We start from the raw sequence: 21,063 nt of genomic DNA on the forward strand, positions 1-21,063 counted from the left end.
GTGCGCTGCACAATATTAAGGGCATCGAGCACCGACTCGGGGAGGAACCCACGAGGAGTGCGACATGGAAAGACAGATTTCGAACACGCGCCCCCTGACGGGGACAATTCGCCAGCTGAGACCTTCGGAACTTCCGCGATTCCGCGATCATCTCCTGAGGCTCGACGCTGAAAGCAGGCGCGACCGTTTCAACGGGCTGCCCGACGACAGCTTCATCGCTGATTATGCCGACCGCAGTTTCGCCGACGGTACGACCGTCGTCGGCTATGTCGAGAACGATATGGTGCTGGGCGCTGCCGAACTGCATGAGCGGCCGGAAGAAGCGACGCCGACGGCGGAGATCGCCTTCAGCGTCGAACGCCAGTTGCAGCACCGCGGCATCGGCGCGCTTCTGTTCGAGCGCCTGATCGCGCAGGCGCGCGGGTTGGGCTACACGCGGCTGCGCGTCACCACCCACCCGCAGAACCAGGCGATGAAAGCGCTTGCCCGCCGCTACCGCGCCGCGCTGAATTTCGAGGACGGCGAGACGGTCGGCACGATCGACCTCGAGCCGGCGGAAGACGATGTGCTGACCGGGCTTTTGCCGCTTCGTTCCCGTTCGGACGCTGCCTTCAGCAGGGCCTGATCCCCTGGCTTGCGCAAGCGGGGATACGATCCTCATCTCCATTCAATGAAAAAGGCCGCCAGTGAGGCGGCCTTTTTGCATGTCGCGACGATGGGCGAACGGCGATCAGTTGCCGTTGGCGGTAACGGTCACGCCCAGCGTCTTGGTGAGGTCGGCGGGGCTTGCCATGGCGCCGGCTGCGATCAGCGCGAACGGCACCGGGCTGGCCGGCTTGGCGGCGATCACCAGGTTCTGCGGATTGTCCAGATAGTCGCTGACGGCCTTGGTCACCTGGGCGGTCAGTTCCGGATTGTTGATCTGCGCCATGCCGAACGGCACCACGGCCTTGGCCTGGTTGGCGATGTCCTTCGCGGTCATGCCCTGCTTCTTGGCGACGAATTCCAGCACCTTGTTGGTGAGCGAATTGTCGGCGAAGCGGATCGTCGCGCTGCCGAAGGAGAGCTGCTGCATCAGGCCGAGCACAGCCATGCCTTCGGCCGACTTGTCGGCGCCTTCCGGCGTCGCGGCCATCTTCTTCTGAAGCTGCTGCAGCGACTTGATGAAGTCGGTGGTGTAGCCGCCGAGCGCGAAAGTCATGCCGATCGTGCCGGCATTGTCGACCGCGATGTCGTATTTCGACAGTTCGAGCTTGCCGTCGGTCGGCTGCCAGGAGCCGGCCATGTCGAGCTTGCCGGAGATGTTCTGATAGCCGAGCCCTTCGACGACCTGCTTGGTCTCGGCGTCCTGGATCAGCGTCAGATCGCCGGTAAACTTCTGGGCGCCGCCGGTGAAAGTCATCGGCTGGCCGCTGGCCGGCGGGTTCACGTTGACGGTGAGGTTGTTCATCGAGAAGGCGGTCTTGTCGGCGACCTTCACGGAAAGCGTATCAAGCTGGGCTGACTTGTACATCAAAAGCGATGCGAGCGGATCGGTGTTGCCTTCGGCCGGAATAGACATGCCGTTGATGACGAAGGGGCTCACCTCGAACTTGGCGCCGTCCTTCTCCTGGCTGAAGGCCTGGGTGGCGACGGTGTCGACGAGATAGCCGCCATTGGCGTCCGTCACGTTCTTCAGCGTGACATTGCCGATCGCCAGCGGCTCCTTTTCACCGACCGGCGCGATGGTGACGCCTTCCAGCACCATGTTGGACGTATCGCCGGAGACGCCGGTCCAGCCGACGGTCACACCCTGGCTTTCAAACGTGGCCTTGAGACGTTCCGCCACGGCCTTGGTGTCGGCCGCGAATGCCGGGCTGAGCGGCAGGGCGAGAAGAAGCGCCGAAACGGCGAACTTGCGAACGGTCGAGCGGTGGATGGTCATCGCGTGCTCCAAAGGGTGCCTGAGGCTTTCGAGAAAACGTCTATCGATTTGCGCCTCCACCCGTCCGCAAGGAAAGGGGCCGGAAGAAGGCATTGCCCGCCACAAAAGCCGACATTCGCGGAAAAAGACAGATCCGGCAAGTCGAGCGGCGGCGAGGCGCGGTCCTTACGTCATGCCCGCGACCCGCGCAACATCCCGTATTACCGTGGCCGCGCTTATACGGGGCTTGTTACAGTTTCATGGCGGCGATGTGGGGCTTGCCCTGCGAAAGGTGCCGGCTGGCTGCAAATTGTCATGGATAAGCGAGGAAGTGCTTGACCTGCCGCCTCTTGTCGCGAATCAGCCGCTCGGCTAGTCCAAACCCATGGGAAAGAGCCTTTTGCCGCCTGACAATGGCGGTCACGACAACATAGAACCGGTCGACCTGAAGAAGGCGCTGGAAGATCGTTATCTTTCATACGCGCTGTCGACCATCATGAACCGCGCCCTGCCGGACGTGCGCGACGGCCTGAAGCCGGTGCACCGGCGCATCATGCACGCCATGCGGCTGTTGCGCCTCAACCCGGACCAGGGCTTCGCCAAATGCGCCCGCATCGTCGGCGAAGTGATGGGCAAGTTCCACCCGCATGGCGACCAGTCGATCTACGACGCGCTGGTGCGCCTGGCGCAGGACTTTTCCATGCGCTACCCGCTGGTCGACGGCCAGGGTAATTTCGGCAACATCGACGGCGATAATGCCGCCGCCATGCGTTACACCGAAGCGCGCATGACGGATGTGGCGACGGAGCTGCTCTTCGGAATCACCGAAGATGCGGTCGACTACCGTCCGACCTACAATGAGGAGGACGAGGAGCCGACCGTCCTGCCGGGCGCGTTCCCGAACCTGCTCGCCAACGGTTCCTCCGGCATTGCCGTCGGCATGGCCACTTCGGTGCCGCCGCATAACGCCGCCGAATTGTGCGACGCCGCCCTTCACCTGATCGACCATCCCGACGCGCCGGTCGTCAAGCTGATGGAGTTCGTGCAGGGCCCGGATTTCCCGACCGGCGGCATCATCGTCGACAGCCGCCAGTCCATTCTCGAAGCCTATGAGACCGGCAGGGGCGGCTTCCGTGTCCGCTCCAGATGGAACCAGGAGGATCAGGGCAGGGGAACCTGGGTGATCGCGGTCACCGAAATTCCCTATGGCGTGCAGAAGTCGCGGCTGATCGAAAAGATCGCCGAACTGTTGATGGCCAGGAAACTGCCGCTTCTGGAAGACATCCGCGACGAGAGCGCGGAAGACATCCGCATCGTGCTGGTGCCGAAGAGCCGCACCGTCGACCCAGGCCTGATGATGGAATCGCTGTTCAAGCTGACCGAGCTCGAGAGCCGCTTCCCGCTCAACATGAACGTGCTGTCGCGCGGCAAGGTGCCGAACGTGCTGTCGCTCAAGGGCGTGTTGCAGGAATGGCTCGACCATCGCCGCGAAGTGTTGGTGCGGCGGTCGAAGTTCCGGCTGGGCGAGATCGAGAAGCGGCTGGAGATCCTTGCCGGCTATCTGATCGCCTACCTCAACATCGACGAGGTCATCCGCATCATCCGCGAGGAGGATGAGCCCAAGCAGGTGATGATGGCGCGCTGGTCGCTGACCGACGTGCAGGCCGAAGCCATCCTCAACATGCGGCTGCGGGCGCTGCGCAAGCTGGAAGAGTTCGAAATCCGCAAGGAGTTCGACGCGCTCTCGGAGGAGAAAAAGCAGATCGAATCCCTGCTCGCCTCGGTGGAGAAGCAGTGGAAGACCATCGCCTGGGAAATCCAGAAGATCCGGCGCGACTTCGGGCCCGAGGAGAACAAGGAACTCGGCCCGCGCCGCACCCAGTTCGCAGATGCGCCAGAGCACGACCTGACCGACATCGCGCATGCGATGATCGAGAAGGAACCGGTGACGGTCGTGGTGTCGGAAAAGGGCTGGCTGCGGGCGATGAAGGGTCATCTGACCGACCATTCGCTGTTCGGCTTCAAGGAAGGCGACGGGCTGAAGCTCGCGTTCCATGCGCAGACCACCGACAAGATCCTCGTCTTCACCACCGGCGGCAAGTTCTACACCATCGGCGCCGATCGCCTGCCGGGCGGTCGCGGCCACGGCGAGCCGATCCGCATCATCGTCGACATGGAGAACGATCAGGATATCGTCACCGCCTTCGTCCACGATCCGAAGCGCAAGCTGCTGCTTGTCTCGCATGAGGGCAACGGTTTCGTGGTTTCCGAGGAGGAAGTGGTCGCCAACACCCGTAAGGGCAAGCAGGTGATGAACGTCAAGACGCCCGACGAAGCCACGCGCTGCCTGCCGGCCACGGGCGATCATGTCGCCATCGTTGGCGACAATCGCAAGATGCTGGTGTTCGCGCTTTCCGAAATCCCGGAAATGGCGCGCGGCAAGGGCGTGCGCTTGCAGAAATACAAGGATGGCGGCGTGCTCGACGTGAAGACCTTCGCCATGGAGGGTGGCCTGTCCTGGCAGGATTCGGCCGACCGCACCTTCGTTCGGCCGCGCGAGGAACTGGCCGAGTGGATCGGCAACCGCGCCGCCGCCGGCCGCATGGTGCCGAAGGGGTTCCCGCGCACCGGCAAATTCGGATAACCGACTTTCTTCCATGGCGGCGCGAATCCTTTTGCGGGGTTCGCGCCTCTTATCCCTGCAGCCGGCATGGTGCCGGCGAGACAGGAGATTTGAACCATGGCGTTCTACAGGAAGAATATCGGCGGCTTGCACCAGATGATGAGGATCGTCGTCGGGCTGGCGGCAGCGGCGGCTGCGCTGATCTGGCTCGCCGCCCCGATCAGTTATCTCGCAGCCATGATGGGTGTTGCCTTGGTGCTCTCCGGCCTGTTCGGCTACTGTCCGACGTGCGCCGTTACCGGTATGGGCCGGCGTTCCTAGGTTCGACATGAACACTGTGCCGGTCCATCTGTTCGATGCAGCGCGGCTCGGCGATCGCGTGGCGATCGTCAAGCTGCTCGATATCGCGCAGCCGGATATCCGTCGTTATGCCCGTTCGAGCTGCCGCACCTCCGCCGATGCCGAGGATGCCGCGCAGGAGGCGCTGTGGCTGCTTTCGCGCAGGGTCGGCACGATCCGCTCGCTCGCCGCGTTCTCCGGCTGGTTGTTCACCGTGGTGCGGCGCGAGTGCATGAGGCTGGCGCGCACCATGCGGCTGCAGCCGCCACAATCGCTGGCCGAGATCGATCTGGAGCGCTCGTTCGGCGTCCGTCCCCACGCGGAGCTCAAGCTCGACATCGCGGCCGCGATTGAAGCCTTGCCGCCGCATTATCGCGAGGTCATGCTGCTTCGCGACCTGCGCGAAATGACGATCGACGAGCTGGCGGAAAGCCTTGGCGAGACACGCCAGAGCATCAAGGCGAAACTCCATCGCGCGCGGCTGCTGATGCGGGAATATCTCTCGCGTTGAGGCGAGGTTTGCCGCGCGCTCCGTCGTCGGGATTGACCATGTTTCAACCGACGATGGCCTGGTTATCGCGGACTTCTTGACGCCCGCAGCCGGCTCTCTACCTTGTCGCGCTAATATGCGAGGGGATGGAGGATATCGATGCTGGCAGTCGCGCGCGCGGCGCTGTTTTTGTTGCTGGCCGCGTGCGTGCCGGCCGGCGCCGCCCAGCGCACCGTCTATCTGACCTTTGACGACGGACCGCTCAACGGCACCGCCAATGTGCTGGACGTTCTGGAGGCACAGCAGGTGCCGGCCGCACTTTTCATGGTCGGCCAGCATGCGCTGGTGAGCCCGGAGCGCGGCGCGCTGGTGACGCGGGCGAAGTCGCTGCCGCTGGTGACGGTGGGCAACCACAGCTTCAGCCACGCCAACAACCGCTACCAGCGCTTCTATGCCGACACCGAGGCGGTTGTGGCCGACATGCTGAAGGCGAACACAGTGCTCGGTCTCAAGGCACCGCCGCCGGTTCCGGCGCGGCTACCCGGCCGGGACGTCTTCCGCCTGCAATATATGTCGCGCGACGATTTCGGCCTGAGTTTGGAGGAGGCGCAGCGCGAGCAGGTGGATTTCGAGTTCGTCGCCGCTTCCGGCTTTCATCTCTATGGCTGGGATTTCGAATGGGTGCACGAGGACAGCGGCAAGCCGGTGCAATCCGTCGACCGCCTGATCGACGAGATCGGGCACCTGTTCGCGGCCGGCCGCACGGTCGGCAAGAACAAGCTCGTCCTGCTCATGCATGACGAGATGTTCCAGGACGTCTTCCAGGGCAGGGACAAATTGACGGCGCTGGTCACCGGGCTGCGCGCCAAGGGCTATGCCTTCGGGCACATCGCCGACTACGACACCGCGACGAGCCCGTAGCGCGTTCGCGGAACTCCCAGCTCCATGGAGCCGGTCAGGCGGCGATATTGGGCAGCGCGCGCACGATCTCGTCGGCGGCGCGCTGCCTGGACAGCGGACCATATTGTTCCGACCATTCCACCAGCGCCTTGAAGGCTGGCTTCAGCCCATGCGCGCCTTCGCTGACCTCGTATTCCACCCGCAGCACGCTTTCGGGATAGACCGTGCGGCGGATCAGTCCGTCGGCCTCCATCTCGCGCAACCGCAGTGTCAACATATGCTGGGTGATGCCGGGCAGGCTGCGCCTGAGCTCGCCGAAACGGTGGCTGCGCTGGGCAAGAATCCAGAGGATTTCGATCTTCCACTTGCCGGCAAGGGGGCGCATCGCCTCGATAAGCTTCGTATAAGGGGCGTCGCCATTCGCGATCCGGTCCGCTTCCTGATCGTTGGACGGGCACATGATTGTTCGCTCGCTGCTATGGGGGATCTGTAACAAGCGTAAAGAACGAGCTCGCGCCATTTTCGTTGCCCGACTTTTGTCAGGAGTGTTGCGCGTGACCCGGCATTGACCGCGAATGATCGCTCGCATAAATTGAGAATGATCATTCGCATTTCTTGGAATAGCAATGAAAACAGCCTTTGGCAATATCGAGATGATGCTGGAAGCGGAGGCCGACGAGGGCAGGGCGCTGTCGCGTGCCGAGCGCCGCGAGCTTCAGGTGCAGCGCATTCTGGAAGCCGCCAAGACCTGTTTCGCCCGTGAGGGCTTCCAGGGCGCGTCGATGCAACAGATTTGCGCCGAGGCCAGCATGAGCCCCGGCGCGCTCTATCGCTATTTCGTCTCCAAGGAGGCGATCATCGAGGAGATCTGCGCCGCCGCGCAGCGCGACGACGAGATCAAGTTCGCTGTTATGTTCGACAATCCCGACGTCGTCGAGGGCATGGTGTTCGGCGCCATGGCCCATATCCGTTTCGTGCACGAGACCGGCGCCTGCGCGCTGATCGCGCAGTTCCATGCCGAGGCGACCCGCAACGAAGCCGTGCGGGCCACCTACTGCAACCACATGACGCAGGTGCGCACGCTCTTCCTCGATTATCTCGGCGCCGCCAGCGAGCGCGGCGAAATAGCCCCGCTGCTCGAACTGGAAACGCTGGTGCCGGCGCTGATGGCCGTCATCCAGGGCATCGCCAGCAACGACCTGCCGTCGAACGGCATCGCGCTCGACAAGCTGGAGACGATCGTGCGCACGGTATTGGTCGCCATGCTGCGGCCTACGGGCCGCACGGCGAGGCCGGCTGAAACGTCCTCCACGGCCGCTGGCTGACCGGGCGGAGATTTTCCCGTCGATTGGCTTATGGTCACGATTGCTGCACTATCGTCGTGCATAGTACCGGACAGTGGCCTTGCTTGAGCCGCCGCTGTCGATTCGGGGGACGTGTTTGAAATCACCGCAGACGAAAACGCCGCAGAAGGAACCGCGCCTGTTTGGTGCGGCGGCGCCCAACAGGGCGGCGGTCATTGCGCCGCTGTCGGCGGCACGCTGGCTCCTGGTGCTGATTGTCGCGGCCGGCGTGTATTTCTTCTACGGCTTCCTGGTTCCGGTGCTGGCGGCACTGGTCATCGCTTTCGCCAGCTGGCCGCTCTACAAGCGCCTGCTTGTCGCCGTTAACGGCAACCGCACGATCGCGGCCACCATCGCGCTGCTCCTGATCCTCGCTTTCCTCGTCATTCCGATCTCTATGGCCGGCACCTATGTCATCAACGAGGTGCGCGAATGGGTGACCTGGGCGATCGGCACCAATCGTTATGGCGCGCCGACGCCGCAATGGATCGCCAGCCTGCCGGTGGTCGGCGAGTGGCTGAACGAGCAATGGACCCGCAATCTTGGTCATCCGGGCGGCATCGGCGAACTGATCCAATTGGTCAGCGGCGCTACCATCCGCTCCATCTACAACACCGTTTTGGTTGCCGGCGGCAGCGCCTTCTCGCTGCTTTTGACACTGCTGTTCATGCTGATCGCGCTGTTCTTCGCCTATCGCGACGGCGAGGGATTTGCCCGGCAGGTCGATACGCTGGGCGAACGTATCCTTCCCGTCCGCTGGGAGCGCATCTCGCGCGTGGTTCCGGCCACCATTTCCTCGACCGTCACCGGCATGACCGTCATCGCCATCGGCGAGGGCGTCGTGCTTGGCATCGCCTACTGGCTGGCCGGCGTGCCTTCGCCGGTCACGCTGGGCGCGCTCACCGGCGTCATGGCGCTGATCCCCGGCGGCGCGCCGCTCGCCTTCACTCTGGTCTCGATCTATCTCGTCGGTTCGGGCTCGATCGTCGCAGGCGCCGCGCTGTTCATCTGGGGCTCGGTGGAACTGTTCATCGTCGACAAGACGATCCGGCCCAAGCTGGTCGGCGGTCCGATCAAGCTGCCATTCCTGCCGACCTTCTTCGGCCTGATTGGCGGCGTCAAGACGATGGGCTTTCTCGGCCTGTTCATCGGCCCGGTGCTGATGGCGCTGCTGGTCGCGATCTGGCGCGAATGGCTCTACGAAGTGGATGTGGTGGACCGCCAGCCGCCCGAAACGGCTGACGTGGAGGAAGCACCAACGGTGGTTGCCGAGCCGGTCGTCCTGGAATCGGCGCCGCGCAAGGTTCAGGCGGGGTGACGCACGGCAAGCGTCGCGCGGCGCTTGCGGCCCTGATGCAATTGCCACAGTGAATGGCTGACCAGCGCCACGATTAGGATCGTGCCGCCGATCATGCTGTCGCGCGACGGAACCTCGTTGAACACCAGCCACACCCAGACCGGCGCCAGCACGGTCTCCAGGAGATAGAACATCGCCGCCTCCGGGCCCGGAATGTATTTCGGTGCCGTGGCCAGGCAGAAGAACGAAATCGGGATGATGAAGCCGCCATTGAAGATGATCCACCACGGCGCGTTCACCTGATAGCCGGTCTTCCAGACCATGAGGACGGCGACGAGGAAGGGCAGCACCACGCCGATCAGCGCGGGGAAACCCATGTCCTTGCCGCTGTGGCGTGAAATGGTGATGGCGGAAGCGATGCAGAAGGCCGAGGTGGCGGCCAGGACGTCGCCGAACAGATGGCCGGAGCCGATCGAGCCGCCGACGATGATGCCGACGCCGCCGATCATCGCCGCCATCGCCGCAAAGGTGGCCGGGCGCGGCCGCTCGCCCAGGAACAGCCATGACAGCAGTGCCGCGAACATGGTGTTGAAGGCGAGGATGAAAACGAGATTGGCCGTCGTGGTGTTGAAGACCGCGGTGATGAAGGCGATCGAGCCGATGCCGTAAAGCGTGGCGACGGCCAGCCCGGCGCGGCCGGGGATCAGTTTCGGTGCCTTGGGCGTCAGCGAGCGCCAGATCGCCCAGACGATTAGCCCGGCCAGCAGGGTGGTGCCGCTGCGTAGCATCAGGATGCTCCAGGGCTGGCCGTCGGCCAGCCGGATCAGCGGAATATCGACGGTTAGCGCCATGCCGCCGAGGGCGGCGATGAACAGACCTTTCGAATGATCATGCGAAACAGTCACGCGCACAGGCTCCGTCATAAGGCAACGGCAGCGTTGCGAGCCTGGATCCTGACGTGGACTTGGTGGCTAGACGGGCCGATCGTTCAACTTCAGCCGCCGAAGCGTTCCCAGCCCTTCGGGCCGAGATGTTCTTGCGGCGTGAAACGCATCTTATAGTTCATCTTGCGCGAGCCGTTGACCCAGTAGCCGAGATAGACATGGGGCAAGCCCATGGTCTTGGCGCGCTGGATATGGTCGAGGATCATGAAGGTGCCCAGCGAGCGCTCGTCCATCTCAGGGTCGAAATAGGAATAGACCATCGACAGGCCGTCGGCCATCTTGTCGGTCAGCGCCACCGCAACCAGCGCGCCCTGGCCCTTGCCGGTGATGAAGGTGTCCGGCCCGCGCCGGCGGTATTCGATGATCTTGGTGTCGACATGGGTGTCCTCGACCATCATGGCGTAGTCGAGCACCGTCATGTCCGACATGCCGCCCTTGCGGTGGCGGGCGTCGAGATAGGCGCGAAACAGCGAATACTGCTCCGTCGAGGGCTCGGCATCGTGCATGGTGCCGATCAGGTCCGCATTGTGCTGTTCGACGCGCCGCATGTTGCGGCTCGGCTCGAATTCCTGCGCCAGGATGCGGACCGACACGCAGGCGCGGCAGCTCTCGCAAGCCGGGCGATAGGCGATGTTCTGCGAACGCCTGAAACCGCCCTGGGTGAGCAGGTCGTTCATGTCCGAGGCCTTGTCGCCAACGAGGTGGGTGAAGACCTTTCGCTCGAACTGACCCTCGAGATAGGGGCATGGCGAAGGCGCGGTCAGGAAGAACTGCGGAGACTGGGTAGGATGCTGCGTCATCGCGCGTCGAAAGATGCTCCCACGAATCGCTCTACCTTGGCGCGTACGGCAGAAAATTCAACAGGATTATCAAGCTTTCGGCCCGGCCGCCCCGCATAATCGGCAACCAGGCGAGCCGGCGCGTTCAAGGACGGCCTCAGCGATCGCTGCGGCTGACGACTGTGCCCAGCAGGAGGTCGTGCAGCGCGCGCTTGCGGTCCGAGAACAGGGTGACCAGGAGCACCAGCGGCGTCAAAAGCACATTGCCCGCCCAGAACAGCACCGTATGGACCACGGCGGTCATGCCGTCGATCGGCGCGCCGTCCAGCCTGTCGAGGCGGATGCCCATTGCCCGCATGCCGAGCGTGGCCTGTTCGCGGCCGCCCAGCGTGTTCCAGATGTAGAGGACGGCTACCGCCGGTACCAGGAACGAGTACAGCATCCAGCCCAGGCCCAGCGTGATGATGCCGAGCAGGAAGACCAGGATGGCGAAAGGAATGGTCAGCAGGCCGACCACGATATAGTCGAGAATACAGGCAAACACCCGGCGCGAGCGCACGCCGTCATAGGCACGGACATCGTCCAGCCTGGAAGTGATGATCTCGCCGTCAAGCACGCGCGCGTTCATGTCATATCCTCGTCATTCGGCGCGGTTTTCGTACCGGCCGGCTCAATCGAGATGGGGCGTGCCGGTCGCAGAATCAAGAGGCGCGTGTTACGGCGACGGTGAAATCTGGGTGGCGGGCCATCCGTGTTTCGCGTTTGCTTAAATCGGTTGAATGGATGATGGCCAAAGCGCTAGCTTGATGTGATCGGGCGGCGCCGCGACCGGATATGAAGCGCGTCGCGAACCGCGGCGGGACAAGAGGGTTTTATGGACTACGACATGCTGGTCATCGGCAGCGGCCCGTCGGGTAGGCGCGCCGCCGTGCAATCGGCCAAGCTCGGCAAGCGTGTGCTGGTGGCCGATGCCGGCCGGCGCCTGGGCGGGGTTTCGGTGCATACCGGCACCATCCCCTCCAAGACCCTGCGCGAGACGGTGCTCAACCTGTCGGGCTGGCGCGAACGCGGCTTCTACGGTCGCGGTTACCGGGTCAAGCAGGACATCTCCATCGGCGACTTGATCGAACGCCTGCACAAGACCCTCGACCACGAGGTCGAGGTGCTGCAGCACCAGTTCATGCGCAATGCGGTCAAGAGCGCGCGCGCCATGGTGCGGTTTCTCGGTCCCAATCGCGCCAGCCTCACCACCGATACCGGCGACTACAGCGAGATCGGCTTCGCCAATGCCCTGATCGCGGTGGGCACGCGGCCGCATCGCCCGGCCGAGGTGCCGTTCGACAAGAAGCGTGTGTTCGACAGCGACGAGATGCTCGAACTGTCGCAGCTGCCGCGTTCGCTGACGGTGATCGGCGCCGGCGTCATCGGCGTCGAATACGCCACCATCTTTTCGGCGCTCGACGTGCCGGTGACGCTGGTCGAGCCGCGCGACACGATTCTCGATTTCGTCGACCGCGAGATCGTCGACGACTTCATCCACCAGATGCGCGACCGCGGCATGACCATCCGGCTGGGCAGCAGCGTCAAGGAGGTGAAGTCTGGACAGGATTTCGCCGAGGTGACGCTTGCGGATGGCCGCAGCATCCGCTCCGAAATGGTGCTCTACGCCGCCGGCCGCAGCGGCAATGTCGGCAGTCTCGGGCTTGAGGCCGTCGGCATCGAGGCCGATGCCCGCGGCCGCATCAAGGTCGACCCGCACACGTTCCAGACCACGGTGGTGCCGAATATCTACGCCACCGGCGACGTCATCGGTTTTCCGAGCCTCGCCTCGACATCCATGGAGCAGGGCCGGGTGGCCGCATGCCATGCCTTCGGCGTGGCGCTGCCGCCGCCGCCAGAAACGTTTCCCTATGGCATCTACGCGGTGCCGGAAATCTCCACGGTCGGCCAGTCGGAAGAGCAGGTGCGCGCCAGCGGCGTTGCCTATGAAGTCGGTGTCGCGCGGTTCCGCGAGACGTCGCGCGGCCACATCATGGGCGTCAATTCGGGCTTCCTGAAGTTGCTCTTCTCGCTGGAGACGCGCCGGCTGCTCGGAGCGCATATTGTCGGCGAGGGCGCGACCGAGCTGATCCATATCGGCCAGGCAGTCATCAATCTCGGCGGCACGATCGATTTCTTCGTCAACAACACCTTCAACTATCCGACGTTGGCCGAAGCCTACAAGATCGCCGGGCTGGATGCCTGGAACCGGATGGGCCAGGGCTAAGGCCCGCCCCTTGCCGCGCCCGGCCTAGCGTGGCGCGGCGGCCGATGTCCGCACGATCAGTTCGAACGGCAGTTCCTGCCTGCGTAGGGCATCGCTCGGGTCGAGGATGGCACGTGCGGCGCGGCGGCCCATCTCGATGATCGGCTGGGCAATGGTCGTCAGTGGCGGTTCGCAGCGGGCGGATTCCGGCACGCCGTCGAAACCGATGATAGAAACATCGCCCGGCACCGACAATCCGCGCTCCTTCAGCCAGTCGATCGCGATCATGGCGATGCGGTCGGACATGGCGAGCAATGCCGTGGGCGGCTGCGGCCGGTCGAACATGTAGTTCAGACTGGCGTGCACGGTCGGCACGTCGTTGCCGGTCTCATAGATCGGCACGCTCCCCGCATCGATGCCGGCGTGGGAAAGGGCTTCCAGATAGCCGGTCAGGCGGTCGCGCGTGCCGGAATAGGTGGCGCCTTGCGCGCGGGCGGCGGTAACCGGCCCGGTGCTGCCTTCGGCGAAATGCAGCGCAAGGATACCGAAACGGCGATGGCCAAAGGCCAGCAGATGCTCGGCCGCCAGTTTGGCGCCGGCCCTGTTGTCGACGCCGATGGCCGAGGTTGCGCCCTCGTCGAAGGCGAAATCGAGCACGACAAAGGGAAGCTTGCGCTCGCGGGTCAGTTTCACCGGTTGCCAGTTGCCTTCGACGCAGAAGACGATGAAGCCGTCGACCAGTGCGCTCTGGATGTTCCAGGCGAGATGTTCGCCGTTGATGGCCGAGACCAGCGACAGGCCGGCACCGGTGGCATCGCAAATCTCGGAAATGCCGGACATCACCACGCGGGCGAAGGGGTCGTCGAAGAAATAGGAGAGGGGCTGCGCGGTGGCGACGCCGATGGCGTTGACCTTGCCAGCGCGCAACAGCCGTCCCTTGGGATCAGGCCCCGTATAGCCAAGCGCGTCCGCCGCGGCTTTCACCCGTTCGCGCACTTCCTCGCGCACGATCTCGGGGTGGCTGAAAACGTTGGAGGCAGTGCCATGCGAAACACCGGCGGCCTTGGCGACATCCGCCAGCCTGATCGGCTTGATCGCCGTCGCCTGTCTCGCCATAGGCATGCTCCTTTGCCGTTAAGGGTGCCGGGTTGCCTCGGCGCCGTCGGTCGCGTAGGCGACCCATTACCGCCAACCACTCGTGCACTTTCCGTTACCTTGAGGCAGCGGCAGAAGTCGTCTGGCGGATCAGCGTGTCATTCTTCTAGTTAGTCGGCGAGCAGCGCAATCCCAAGGCTTTTTAGCAGATTTCTTGAATCGATCCAGTTTCTCCTTGACGGGCAGGAGTGGTCGAGCGATATTTGAATCGATCCAATTCTGTGTATTTCGAGCTCGGGCCGATCCAGGGCCGGGCCGAATCCGACATCATCTCGAAGGAAAAGCAGCATGCATCCGATCGATTATCTGTTCGACGAACTGTATCGCAGCTACTGGGGCATTCCTCCGGTGTCCGAGAAGCGCAAGGCTGCCCGCCGCGACCGGTTGGCGATGCTTGGCTTCGATGCCGTCCGCCGCAAGCGGCGCTGAGCCGTTGCCGGCGGATCTGCGGGACAGGGAATAGAGAACAGAGAAGGTTACGGTCTAGCCGGCGCGCCTTGCAGCCGTCGACGGGAGACCAGCAGCGGTACGCACAGGAGGTAGAGGGCGGCGCCGCCGATCCAGACCAGCCCCGGGAAGGTGGCGCGCGTGGCGAAGTAGCCAGTTGAAATCGCCAGCGGCGCGACCACCGAGGCGAGGCTGGTCAAGCCGGCAAGCACGCCCTGCAGGCGGCCCTGATTGTTCTCGTCCACTTCGGCCGTCATCAACGATTGTAGCACCGGCGCGCCGATACCGCCGAGGCAGAGCAGCGGCAGCAACATGAAAGCCATCCAGCCACGCGTTGCTAGGCCGACTAGCACATAGGCGGCGCTGTCGGCGGCGATGCTGACGAGCAGAGCTTTTTTCTCGCCCAGCCTTTCGCTGACCGGCCCGGCGACGAATGCCTGCGCCAGGGCGTGGAACAGGCCGAACAAGGCAAGCGAGATGCCGACGGTCAGCGGGTCCCAGGCGAACTTGTCCTCGACATAGACGACCCAGATCGTGCCGCCGACTTCGCCGATCATCGTCAGCAACACGGCAGTGCCCAGCAAAGGCAGCAACAGCGGAAAGCCGAATGCCCAGCGCAAGGGCGCGAAGGGATTGAGGGAAACGGTCGCCATTTCGCGGTCGCGGCGCTTCGGCTCCTTCAGCACAAAAAGGGCGATCAGCAAGGTGATGCCGTTCAAGGCCGCGGCAACGAGGAATGGCGCGCGGGTCCAGACGCCTCCGAGAAGGCCGCCTATCGCCGGGCCGGCGATGAAGCCGATGCCGAAGGCCGCGCCAAGCTGTCCAAAGCGCCGAGCGCGCTGCTCTTCCGGCGTGACGTCGGCGATGTAGGCCGATGCGACCGCCGAAACGGCACCGGTTATTCCGGCGATCGCGCGGCCGACGAACAGCAACCACAGCGTCGGGGCCACGGTCATGAACAGATAATCGACAGCCGCGCCGGCCAGCGACATCAACAGCAGCGGTCGACGCCCGAAGCGGTCGGACAAAGCGCCGAGCAGCGGCGCGAAGACGAACTGCATCAATGCATAGAGCGCGAGGAACGCCCCGTAGCGCCAGCCGAGGTCGCCGGTATGGCCAACCTCGCGCAGCAATTGCGGGATGACCGGCATGGTCAGCCCGATGCCGGTTGCGGTGAGGGCGACCGTGGCCAGAATGACGGCGATGGGGCGGTTCATGGATTGCTCAAAATTTATCAGTGATAAATTCACTTATCATTGATAAATTCCAGATGCAATGCAGCTCGCAATGATCCGGAGGCGAGAATGAAGGTCGACCGCGCGCGCATCATCGACGAGGCGCTGAAGCTGCTCAACGAGGTTGGCGTGGATATGCTTTCAACGCGCCTGCTTGCCGAGCGGCTTCAGGTGCGGCAGCCGGCCTTGTATTGGCATTTCAAGAACAAGCGTGCGTTGCTGGACGCGATGAACAAAGAGATCCTGGAGCGCGGCCATGACAGCCGGCTGCCGCATGCGGACGAGGACTGGCAGCATTATCTGGCACAGAACACGCGCAGTTTTCGTGCCGCGCTGCTTGCCTACCGCGACGCCGGCCGGGTGCATGCCGGCACCGAAGCCGAGCCCGACGAGATGCAGGACATCGAGGCGAAAATCGCCTTCCTGGTCGCGCAGGGTATCGATGCCGGCGAGGCGATGATGTTGTTCATCGCCCTTGGGCGCTACACGCTTGGTTGCGTCATCGAAGAGCAGGCCGATTTTCCGGAAGGGCCGGGCCGGGGCGCGGAACTCGACGGCGCGGCGCGCGACTATCCTTTGACGGCAGCGGGTCTGGCGCATTACCGCGAAGGTGGGCATGCCGCCTTGTTCGAGGCGGGCTTGCGGTTCATCCTCGATGGCGCGGCGGCGCAGCTTGCCAGCGCGGCTGTCTCAAAGCCCTAGGCCTTCGAACGTATAAGCGCCGAAGCGGCAACGACCAGCCAGCCGAGGATCAGCAGCGAACCGCCAACCGGTGCCGCGAAGGGCACAAGCCGGCCGCCGAGGAAATCGCGAGCGAGCAGGTCGCCGCAAAACAACACCAGCCCCACCAGCAGCACGAAGCCACCGATGCGCAGCAGCCGGTTGCCGCCGACCAGGCCGATGGCGAGCAGGACCGCCGCATGCGCGAGCAGAAATGACGCCACGGTTCCGGTAAAAGCCCCGCCGAGATGAGCGGCGGCGGCAGACAGCGCGACACCGGCCGCGCCGCAGAGGCCGCCGGCAAGCACCAGCGGCGAACAGGGTTCGAAGGCGAAGCGGGAAGGGCTCATCGGCAAGGCTCGGTCTCGTTGCGGGGCGGGCGTTCGAATTCAAAAAGCAAAGGCACTTTCGGAAGAAAGCGCCTCTGGCTCTTCGCCGCAACATCGCACGCTTCTGGCCTCAGGCGGGCTGCGGCTGTTGGTAGCGGGCGCGCACGACCCAGTTGTAGAAAGCGCCGAGCGCCAGAAGCACGGCGGTCGACAGGAACACGGCGCGCATGCCGAAATGGCCGCCGACAAAGCCGCCGAGCACCGGTCCCGCGACCTGGCCGATATATTGCGCCGAGATGGAATAGCCGAGCACATTGCCGCCGACGCCGTCCGGCACATTGTGGCGGATGATGCTTGTGACCGAGGGCAAAAGCCCGCCCAGCGCCAGCCCCATCAGGAAGCGCAAAACGATCAGCTGCCAGCTTTCGGTGACGAAGGCCTGCGGGATCAGCAGCAGTGCCGCGACCGCCAGCGCGCCGGTGATGACGGTCCAGTGGCCGACGCGGTCGGCCAGTCTGCCGAGCCTTGGCGCCGACAGGATCGCGCCAAGTGCGGCCGCCGACATGACGAAGCCGGCGACCAGCGTCACCCTTGCCGGATCGGGAACCAGTTCGGCGACATAGACGGTGATGATCGGCTCGATCGACATGGTGGCGAACATCAACAGCATGCCGGTCGCCAGCATCGCCACAATCGGCCGCTTGTCGGGAAGCTGCGACCAGCCGCCTTGCGTCTGCTTCCGCGCGCCTGTCGTCGCCGGGCGCCGCTCTTCCTTGATCAGCAAGGTCGTGGCCAGAAACGCCAGGAAGATGACGCCGCCAGCAATCAGGAAGGTGGCGCGAATGCCGATGCGGGGCGGCAGGCCGCCGCCGATCAGCGGGCCGACCAGATTGCCGGCCATGATGCCGGCTGAAAGCATGCCCAGGGCCCAGCCGGAACGATCCTTCGGCGTCTGCATGGCGACCAGAATGGTCGAGCCGGACGAATAACCGCCAGCCAGGCCGATCAGCAGGCGCAATGCCACCAGTTGCCAGACATCCTGCACCATGCCCATCAGCGACATGCACACGGCCATGCCGAAGCTTGCCCGCACCAGCATCACCTTGCGGCCGTAGCGGTCGCCCAGTCGCCCCCACAGCGGCGCGACCAGCGCCGCGGCCAGAAAGGTGGCGCCATAAGCAATGCCGGACCATTGCACGATGGCGGCGCGGTCGCTGACGCCCAGTTCCTCGACATAGAGCGGCAGGAAAGGCAACAGCAGCGTCATCGCCACCAGCGTGGTGAAGGAGCCGATCAGGCAGACGACCAGATTGCGGCGCCAATGGACATTGTAGCCTGCATCGGCGGACGCGGCGTTTTCATTCGGCATGTCGGCGCTCTTCACTGCGGCTTGTTTCGTATGCCGCTTTGGGATACCAAATTGGTATCCGTATCGGACGCGCCTTGCGTCCTGTCAATGGGCCAGGATTGAAGAGAGCGGTTCGGCGATGTCGCAAATGCAGCAGGTGGAGCGGCAGCTTCGCGAAATGATCCTCGGCCTCGACATCGGTCCGGGCGAAAAACTCACCGAACGCTGGATCGAAAGCCGTTTCGGCGCTTCGCGCACGCCGGTACGGGCCGCGCTGCTCCGGCTGGAAACGGAAGGGCTGGTCCAGCGGGACGGACGCGGCTGGACGGTGTCGCCGATCAATCTGGCCGAGATCGAGCAGATCGCGGTCTACCGGCAGGCCGTCGAAGTGGCGGCTGCGCGGCTGGTGGCGAAGCTCGAGGACAAGAGCGGCCTCGACGCCATCGAGGCGATGCTGGATTCCTGTGGCGACGATACGCCAAGGGAGGAGTGGCACCGGGTCGGAACTGATTTCCATGTCGAACTGGCGCGCATGTCCGGCAACGAGTTCCTGTTTCGCGGCGTCCGCGATGCCATGACAAGGCTGTCGCGGGCGCGCTGGCTGGAAATTCGCGACGAGGCGGCGTCAGCCCGCGCCTGGGCCGAGCACCGCGCCATTCTGTCGGCGATCCGGGCAGGTGAGGCCGACGAGGCGGCGCGCCTCCTCGTTCTTCACATCGGCGGCAGCCGCGACAGGCTGGTCGGCTCCCTGCAGACCGAGCGCCGGGGCTTGCGCGCCATGGGCTTCGCCGTCGTCGCGGCCTAGAACAGAACCCGCATCCGGGCTGGCTGACTGGCGTTGTTTCTTAATAATGTTTCGTCACATTCTTTGATTGTTTTTCGCCGAGATTATCTGGTGCAACGGTGGTCCCGGCGATAAAAACCGGTGCGGCCGCTTGCATTGGAATATCGATGGGTAATCTTCGTCGTCGGGCAGGGAAAGTCTTCTACTATGCTCGTAATATTGTTCGCGACAGTGCGCCGCCAGCGCTGTTTCGCCGCCGGCTCGACAAGTGGCTGGCGCGAGCGGTTCGCTCCGGACCTTCGATCGTCGAGCGGCTGAACTACTACAACAAGCTGCAAGACCGTTTCACACCGAGCGCGGCTGCGGTATCGGTGGCAACGTTGCCGTTCCGCCCGACGATGTACTATTACGACCTCAAGGAATTCGCGCGTTACTTCGATGGCGCGCTGCGGCTGGATGTCGAATATGGCGACGTGCGTGGCCTGCCGCCGGTGCCTACCATCGTCAAGAACCGGCCGGTCGGCGCCGACAACGCCAATGCCGTCCTGTTCAAGCTGGACAAGCTCCGCCATTTCCAGATGCCGGCGGACCCGCTGCGGTTCGCGGACAAGCAGCCCCGGGTCGTGTGGCGGGGCGATCTCAACAACCCGATCCGCCTGACCTTCCTGGACGCCGCCCAGGGGCTGCCCTTCTGCGATGTAGGCTCGCCGGCCACCCACGCGCCGGAGCGCCACCGCAGGCCGTTCATGAGCGTCGAGGAGCAGAAGCGCTACCGCTACATCGTCTCGCTCGAAGGCTATGACGTGGCGACGAACCTGAAATGGATTATGAGTTCGAATTCGCTGTGCCTGATGCTGAAGCCGACGAACGAGATCTGGTTCTGCGAGGGGCATCTGAAGCCCGACGTCCATTATGTCGAGCTCGCGCCGGATTTTTCGGACCTTTCCGACAAGATCGCTTTCTTCGAGCGTCATCCCGAACAGGCCGAACGCATCATTGGCAATGCCCAGGCCTATTGCCGCCAGTTCCAGAACGGACCGACCGAGACGGCGCTGTCCTTCCTCGTGCTCTACAAATATTTCGTGCTGAGCGGCCAGATCGAGCCCGACGACAAGATCTGGCGCTTCATATCCGCTTGAGGCGGTGAATACGGGGCTTCTTCCTCAGAACGACTTCGTTGCTCCGAATACCCTGAAATAAAACCGTCATTGCGGGCGGATATTGGTCGGCTCACGGCGCCAACGCGGAGCGACATGATGACCGAACTGGAACGCAATTCTCCCGCAACAGACTGGCTTGAGGCGGAACTCGCCGACACGCTCGACGAAGACTATGAGCTGGAGCTGTCGGAACCGGCGCTTTCGGAGGAAATCGCCAAGATCTACAAGCGGTCGCACCCGCCATCCGTCGACCGCATGACCTATTTCCGCGAACTGCTCAGGCTGCAGTCGGAACTGATCAAGCTGCAATCCTGGGTCGCCCACACCAAGGCGAAGGTGGTGGTGTTGTTCGAGGGGCGCGATTCCGCCGGCAAGGGCGGCGTCATCAAGCGCATCACCCAGCGTCTCAACCCGCGCATCTGCCGCGTGGTGGCGCTGCCGGCGCCGACCGAGCGCGAGCGCTCGCAATGGTATTTCCAGCGCTACGTGCCGCATCTGCCGGCCGGTGGCGAGATCGTGCTGTTCGACCGCTCCTGGTACAACCGCTCCGGCGTCGAGCGGGTGATGGGTTTCGCCACGCCCGGGCAGGTCGAGGAATTCTTCCACGATGTGCCGGAGTTCGAGCGCATGCTGGTGCGTTCCGGCATCACGCTGATCAAATACTGGTTCTCGATCACCGACGAGGAGCAGCAGATGCGCTTCCTCATGCGCATCCACGATCCGATGAAGCAGTGGAAGCTGTCGCCGATGGACCTGCAGTCGCGCGTGCGCTGGGAGCAGTACACCAAGGCCAAGGAAGAGATGCTGCTGCGCACCAACATCAAGGAAGCGCCGTGGTTCATCGTCGAAGGCAACGACAAGAAGCGGGCACGCCTCAACTGCATCGACCATCTTCTGCAGCAGGTGCCCTACGAGGCCGTGCCACACGACGACATCACGCTGCCGGAGCGCGTCTTCAACCCGCAATATGAGCGCGCGGTGCTGCCGCCGGAACTGCACGTGCCGCAGAAATACTGATCGGG

General features: G+C 63.8%; 22 protein-coding genes. 13 read left to right on the forward strand and 9 right to left on the reverse strand.

Annotated elements, in window-relative coordinates; genetic code table 11:
• Nucleotides 1–64 precede the first annotated feature (64 nt).
• Nucleotides 65–625, forward strand: a complete 561-nt coding sequence (locus tag AB4136_RS08965) for a GNAT family N-acetyltransferase (RefSeq protein WP_024926257.1) — start codon at nucleotides 65–67, stop codon at nucleotides 623–625.
• 105 nt (nucleotides 626–730) lie between these two features.
• On the opposite strand, the gene AB4136_RS08970 is transcribed toward AB4136_RS08965, so the two are convergent.
• The gene (locus AB4136_RS08970; RefSeq protein WP_024926258.1) at nucleotides 731–1,924 is read right to left on the reverse strand and encodes a hypothetical protein; all 1,194 of its coding nucleotides are present in this window, start codon (nucleotides 1,922–1,924) and stop codon (nucleotides 731–733) included.
• Nucleotides 1,925–2,288: 364 nt separating this feature from the next.
• Here AB4136_RS08970 and parC point away from each other — a divergent pair, with 364 nt between their 5' ends.
• The 4 genes from parC (at nucleotide 2,289) to AB4136_RS08990 (ending at nucleotide 6,276) form a co-directional block, all read left to right on the forward strand.
• Complete coding sequence (parC, locus tag AB4136_RS08975) at nucleotides 2,289–4,547, forward strand: DNA topoisomerase IV subunit A (protein WP_024926259.1); 2,259 nt, start codon at nucleotides 2,289–2,291, stop codon at nucleotides 4,545–4,547.
• A 96-nt stretch (nucleotides 4,548–4,643) separates the two neighbouring features.
• Nucleotides 4,644–4,847, forward strand: a complete 204-nt coding sequence (locus AB4136_RS08980) for a YgaP family membrane protein (protein WP_024926260.1) — start codon at nucleotides 4,644–4,646, stop codon at nucleotides 4,845–4,847.
• A 7-nt stretch (nucleotides 4,848–4,854) separates the two neighbouring features.
• Complete coding sequence (locus AB4136_RS08985) at nucleotides 4,855–5,376, forward strand: RNA polymerase sigma factor (protein WP_024926261.1); 522 nt, start codon at nucleotides 4,855–4,857, stop codon at nucleotides 5,374–5,376.
• Nucleotides 5,377–5,514: 138 nt separating this feature from the next.
• The gene (locus AB4136_RS08990; protein ID WP_024926262.1) at nucleotides 5,515–6,276 is read left to right on the forward strand and encodes a polysaccharide deacetylase family protein; all 762 of its coding nucleotides are present in this window, start codon (nucleotides 5,515–5,517) and stop codon (nucleotides 6,274–6,276) included.
• Between the two features lie 34 nt (nucleotides 6,277–6,310).
• Here the strand turns inward: AB4136_RS08990 and AB4136_RS08995 are convergent, their stop codons facing one another.
• On the reverse strand, nucleotides 6,311–6,715 hold the full coding sequence (locus AB4136_RS08995) for a winged helix-turn-helix transcriptional regulator (protein ID WP_024926263.1): 405 nt from the start codon (nucleotides 6,713–6,715) through the stop codon (nucleotides 6,311–6,313).
• Between the two features lie 166 nt (nucleotides 6,716–6,881).
• On the opposite strand from AB4136_RS08995, the gene AB4136_RS09000 reads away from it, so the two are divergent.
• Both AB4136_RS09000 and AB4136_RS09005 read left to right on the forward strand, forming a co-directional pair.
• Nucleotides 6,882–7,580, forward strand: a complete 699-nt coding sequence (locus AB4136_RS09000) for a TetR/AcrR family transcriptional regulator (protein WP_024926264.1) — start codon at nucleotides 6,882–6,884, stop codon at nucleotides 7,578–7,580.
• Nucleotides 7,581–7,695: 115 nt separating this feature from the next.
• Nucleotides 7,696–8,916, forward strand: a complete 1,221-nt coding sequence (locus AB4136_RS09005; RefSeq protein WP_024926265.1) for an AI-2E family transporter — start codon at nucleotides 7,696–7,698, stop codon at nucleotides 8,914–8,916.
• Here the strand turns inward: AB4136_RS09005 and AB4136_RS09010 are convergent.
• The 3 genes from AB4136_RS09010 to AB4136_RS09020 form a co-directional block, all read right to left on the reverse strand.
• Nucleotides 8,904–9,800 carry a DMT family transporter gene (locus AB4136_RS09010; protein ID WP_024926266.1) on the reverse strand — a complete coding sequence of 299 codons (897 nt, stop codon included), beginning with the start codon at nucleotides 9,798–9,800 and terminating at the stop codon, nucleotides 8,904–8,906. The genes AB4136_RS09005 and AB4136_RS09010 overlap by 13 nt on opposite strands.
• Before the next feature lie 89 nt (nucleotides 9,801–9,889).
• The gene (locus AB4136_RS09015) at nucleotides 9,890–10,639 is read right to left on the reverse strand and encodes an arginyltransferase (RefSeq protein ID WP_024926267.1); all 750 of its coding nucleotides are present in this window, start codon (nucleotides 10,637–10,639) and stop codon (nucleotides 9,890–9,892) included.
• A gap of 136 nt (nucleotides 10,640–10,775) precedes the next feature.
• On the reverse strand, nucleotides 10,776–11,246 hold the full coding sequence (locus AB4136_RS09020) for an RDD family protein (RefSeq protein WP_024926268.1): 471 nt from the start codon (nucleotides 11,244–11,246) through the stop codon (nucleotides 10,776–10,778).
• Nucleotides 11,247–11,492: 246 nt separating this feature from the next.
• Here AB4136_RS09020 and sthA point away from each other — a divergent pair, with 246 nt between their 5' ends.
• A complete protein-coding gene (gene sthA / locus AB4136_RS09025) occupies nucleotides 11,493–12,884 on the forward strand; it encodes a Si-specific NAD(P)(+) transhydrogenase (RefSeq protein WP_024926269.1) in 1,392 nt (463 codons plus the stop codon).
• Nucleotides 12,885–12,908: 24 nt separating this feature from the next.
• On the opposite strand, the gene AB4136_RS09030 is transcribed toward sthA, so the two are convergent.
• Nucleotides 12,909–13,979: a LacI family DNA-binding transcriptional regulator gene (locus AB4136_RS09030; RefSeq protein WP_024926270.1), complete on the reverse strand. Its 1,071-nt coding sequence runs from the start codon at nucleotides 13,977–13,979 to the stop codon at nucleotides 12,909–12,911.
• Between the two features lie 327 nt (nucleotides 13,980–14,306).
• Here AB4136_RS09030 and AB4136_RS09035 point away from each other — a divergent pair, with 327 nt between their 5' ends.
• Entirely contained in the window at nucleotides 14,307–14,447 is a 141-nt protein-coding gene (locus tag AB4136_RS09035) for a hypothetical protein (protein ID WP_162835309.1), read from the forward strand.
• 47 nt (nucleotides 14,448–14,494) lie between these two features.
• Here AB4136_RS09035 and tet read toward each other — a convergent pair whose 3' ends face one another.
• Nucleotides 14,495–15,682 (reverse strand): Tet(A)/Tet(B)/Tet(C) family tetracycline efflux MFS transporter, encoded by a 1,188-nt coding sequence (gene tet, locus AB4136_RS09040; RefSeq protein WP_024926271.1) that lies wholly within the window; start codon nucleotides 15,680–15,682, stop codon nucleotides 14,495–14,497.
• A gap of 87 nt (nucleotides 15,683–15,769) precedes the next feature.
• Here tet and AB4136_RS09045 point away from each other — a divergent pair, with 87 nt between their 5' ends.
• Nucleotides 15,770–16,402: a TetR/AcrR family transcriptional regulator C-terminal domain-containing protein gene (locus AB4136_RS09045; protein ID WP_024926272.1), complete on the forward strand. Its 633-nt coding sequence runs from the start codon at nucleotides 15,770–15,772 to the stop codon at nucleotides 16,400–16,402.
• Here the strand turns inward: AB4136_RS09045 and AB4136_RS09050 are convergent.
• Both AB4136_RS09050 and AB4136_RS09055 read right to left on the reverse strand, forming a co-directional pair.
• Entirely contained in the window at nucleotides 16,399–16,770 is a 372-nt protein-coding gene (locus tag AB4136_RS09050; protein WP_024926273.1) for a DUF423 domain-containing protein, read from the reverse strand. The two genes, AB4136_RS09045 and AB4136_RS09050, sit on opposite strands and share 4 nt — an antisense overlap.
• A gap of 109 nt (nucleotides 16,771–16,879) precedes the next feature.
• Entirely contained in the window at nucleotides 16,880–18,118 is a 1,239-nt protein-coding gene (locus tag AB4136_RS09055; RefSeq protein WP_024926274.1) for a multidrug efflux MFS transporter, read from the reverse strand.
• Nucleotides 18,119–18,236: 118 nt separating this feature from the next.
• On the opposite strand from AB4136_RS09055, the gene AB4136_RS09060 reads away from it, so the two are divergent.
• The 3 genes from AB4136_RS09060 to ppk2 all read left to right on the forward strand — a co-directional run bounded on the left by AB4136_RS09060 (nucleotide 18,237) and on the right by ppk2 (nucleotide 21,058).
• The gene (locus tag AB4136_RS09060; RefSeq protein ID WP_024926275.1) at nucleotides 18,237–18,902 is read left to right on the forward strand and encodes a GntR family transcriptional regulator; all 666 of its coding nucleotides are present in this window, start codon (nucleotides 18,237–18,239) and stop codon (nucleotides 18,900–18,902) included.
• A 146-nt stretch (nucleotides 18,903–19,048) separates the two neighbouring features.
• Entirely contained in the window at nucleotides 19,049–20,020 is a 972-nt protein-coding gene (locus tag AB4136_RS09065) for a glycosyl transferase family 90 (protein WP_137900567.1), read from the forward strand.
• A gap of 117 nt (nucleotides 20,021–20,137) precedes the next feature.
• Nucleotides 20,138–21,058: a polyphosphate kinase 2 gene (gene ppk2, locus AB4136_RS09070; protein WP_024926277.1), complete on the forward strand. Its 921-nt coding sequence runs from the start codon at nucleotides 20,138–20,140 to the stop codon at nucleotides 21,056–21,058.
• The last annotated feature ends 5 nt before the right edge of the window (nucleotides 21,059–21,063 follow it).

Source organism: Mesorhizobium sp. 2RAF21, from assembly GCF_052115345.1.
GTDB classification, from domain to species: Bacteria; Pseudomonadota; Alphaproteobacteria; order Rhizobiales; family Rhizobiaceae; genus Mesorhizobium; species Mesorhizobium terrae.